2 protein-coding genes and 1 pseudogene are annotated in these 2,939 nt (G+C 70.7%); all 3 read right to left on the reverse strand.

Translation table 11 applies throughout. The features are described 5' to 3' along the window. Positions 1–156 precede the first annotated feature (156 nt). Positions 157–870, reverse strand: a complete 714-nt coding sequence (locus ACWD3D_RS35545) for a nucleotidyltransferase family protein (RefSeq protein ID WP_451464805.1) — start codon at positions 868–870, stop codon at positions 157–159. 62 nt (positions 871–932) lie between these two features. Next, on the reverse strand, positions 933–1,934 hold the full coding sequence (locus ACWD3D_RS35550; RefSeq protein ID WP_451464806.1) for a GDP-mannose 4,6-dehydratase: 1,002 nt from the start codon (positions 1,932–1,934) through the stop codon (positions 933–935). Between the two features lie 138 nt (positions 1,935–2,072). Next, a pseudogene (locus ACWD3D_RS35555) lies at positions 2,073–2,852 on the reverse strand (hypothetical protein); the annotation flags it as partial. Between the last annotated feature and the right edge of the window lie 87 nt (positions 2,853–2,939).

Below are 2,939 nucleotides of genomic sequence, written 5' to 3' on the forward strand. Positions count from 1 at the left end.
AGGGCCCCTGCCGCGTCGTCCGCGACGACTTCGGTGGACACGATCAGGTCGGGGACCGTCGCCCCACCCGCTCGGCAGCGGTTGCGACGATGCTCTCGACGACGTGGCCGCCCAGGAAGCCGGTGAAGCCCAGGACGAGAATGCGCATGAGGGGGGTCAGGCTCCCTTGAGCAGAAGCTGCTTGCGGCTGGTGAACTCGGCGTTGGCCCGGTCGTAGTCGTCGGGCCGGCCGATGTCCAGCCAGTATCCGTCGAACTCGTAGGCGTGCGGCGGGTTCCCGGCCTTCAGCAGGTCGAGGACGAGCTCGTCGAAGCCTAGCGGCAGACCGGCGGTGTAGCTGTCGAGCGTCGAACGGGACAGGCCGTACACGCCCATCGAGACCCGGTAGTCCATGCTGGGCTTCTCGGTGAAGGCGACGACCCTGCTGTCGTCCGTGGTGAGCACACCGAAGTCGATGTGCACCTTGCGGGCGTAGGTGGCGATGGTCAGCGGCGCGTCGGCGGAGCGGTGGGTGGCGAGCACCTCCCCGAAGTCCAGGTCGGTCAGGACGTCGCCGTTCATCACCAGGAACGTCTCGGGCAGCCGGTCGCGCATGTTGAGCAGCGGTCCCATGGTGCCCAGCGGGCTCTCCTCGGTCGCGTAGTCGATCCGCAGGCCCCACTGGGAGCCGTCGCCGACGTAGGCGCGGATGATCTCGCCGAGATGGCCGATGGCGAGCGTGCAGGAGGTGAATCCGGCGTTGGCGAGCTGACGCAGCACGATCTCCAGGATCGTGTGCTGGTCGCCTATGGGTACCAGCGGCTTGGGCAGCGCGGTCGTGTAGGGCCGCAGCCGTACGCCCTTGCCACCGGCCAGGATGACGACGTGCATGGTGTTCCCCCTCATTGTCGGACGCGGGACGTCGGACATCGGACTTGGGACGTGACGATCAATCAGATGTTGTAGATGCCGGTCTTGTAGCGGGCCAGGTTGGCCGGTTCACGGAAGAACTCGACGGTCTGCGCGAGCCCTTCCTCCAGGGTGTGCGCGGGCCGCCAGCCGGTGGCCTCGGTGAGCCTGGTCGCGTCGGCGACCAGACGCATCACTTCGGAGTTGGCCGGCCGGATGCGGGCGGAGTCCTCGCGGACGTCGAGCGGGGAGTCCATCACCTTGCCGATCAGGCCGACGAGGTCGCCGACGGAGATCTCCCCGCCGGTACCGGCGTTCAGGGTGCGGCCGACGACCTTCTCGGCGGGCGCGGTGCCCACCGCGAGGAACGCCTGCGCGGTGTCCTTGACGAAGGTGAAGTCGCGGGTGGGACGCAGGTCGCCGAGCGTGATGGTGGTCTCGCCGGCGGCGACCTGGCCGATCACGGTGGGGATGACCGCGCGCATCGACTGGCGCGGGCCGAAGGTGTTGAACGGGCGCAGCGTCACCACGGGGGTGTCGAAGCTCGCGTGGTAGCTGTCCGCGAGCCGGTCGCCGCCCGCCTTCGAAGCGGCGTACGGGGACTGGGTGTTGATCGGGTGGTCCTCGGTGATCGGCACGGTCTGCGCGGTGCCGTACGTCTCGCTGGTGGAGGTGTGCACCAGCCGGGGCGTGCCGAGGGCGCGGACTGCCTCCAGCACGTTGAGCGTGCCGGTGACGTTGGTGTCCACGTAGCTGTGCGGCGCCTGGTAGGAGTACGGGATCGCGATCAGCGCCGCGAGGTGGAAGGCGAGGTCGGCGCCTTCCAGGAGGCCGCGGACCGAACCGGGGTCGCGGACGTCACCGAGGACGATCTCGACCTGGTCGAGCACGTCGGCGGAGAGGGTCTCCAGCCAGCCGAAGGAGGAGAAGGAGTTGTACTGGGCCATGGCCCTCACCCGGTACCCCCGGGCTACCAGGGCCTCGGTGAGGTGGGAGCCGATGAATCCTTCGGCCCCGGTGACGGCGGCGAGCGGTGCGGAGGTCAACTGGATGGTCCTTCCGGTGTATGAAGTCGGGGTGCGGGCGGTGGCGGTGCGCGGCGGGGACCGTGCGCCGGCCGCGCGGGAGCGGGTGTGTCCTGCCGCACCGCCGCCCGGGCCGGGCGGCGGTGCGGTGGTGAGCCGTCAGGCGTGGGGCGACGGGCGGCCGAGCATGCGCAGCGCGCACACGATCAGCAGGAGCGCGGCGGCACAACAGCTCAGCGGCAGGATCGCCGTGCCCGGTGGCAGTTCGAGGCGGTGGACGAGGGCCGAGGTGCCGGCCGCGAGGAGGCAGATCGTCGCGGCGGGCCAGGCCGCGCCGAACGCCTGGAGCAGCAGGGCGGTCCACAGGGTGGCCGCGAGGGAGAGCAGGGTGGCCGGGTCCGCGTGGCTGAGGAGCGCGGCCGGGAAGAGCGGGCCCAGGTAGATGAGCAGGCACAGGGCGAGTACGCCGGTGGAGCGCAGCAGGAACCCGGCGGGTGTGGCCGTGGCGCGCAGCGCCGCCACCGACATGCCCCGGTAGCGGTACAGCAGCCACTCCGCAGGTCCCATGCTCAGCGTCAGAACGATCACGGCGTAGGCGTTGACCTTGCCCTCCAGCAGCACGAGGGTGCCTGCGGCGAGTCCGAACAGGCCGTACGGCAGCGACCACGCCAGCTTCGGGCGGCTCCCGGTGGCCGGCGGTGTACGGAGGCAGGCGACCAGAGCCACCGAGCAGACCACCAGAGTGGCCAGCAGCGCCAGCAGCGGCAGCCCCGCCCGCAGTTCGTTCCCCGGCTCCCACCAGGGCAGTACGGCCGCACCCGCGATCAGCGGGCTCAGTGCGGCCAGCAGCAGCCGCTCCCGGCCGAGCACCAGCAGCACGCCGGCCGCGGCGAGGTACACCGACTGCGCCGCCGCCACGAGCGTCACCGGGCCGAAACCGTCCGGAACGCCGTGTCTCGGCGGGGATTGCTTGCTGGCTGCTACTCGAACCCGATGACCGCTGAGCTAGAAGCTCAGTGGGTCTCG

It is taken from the genome of Streptomyces sp. NPDC002690 (genome assembly GCF_053592415.1).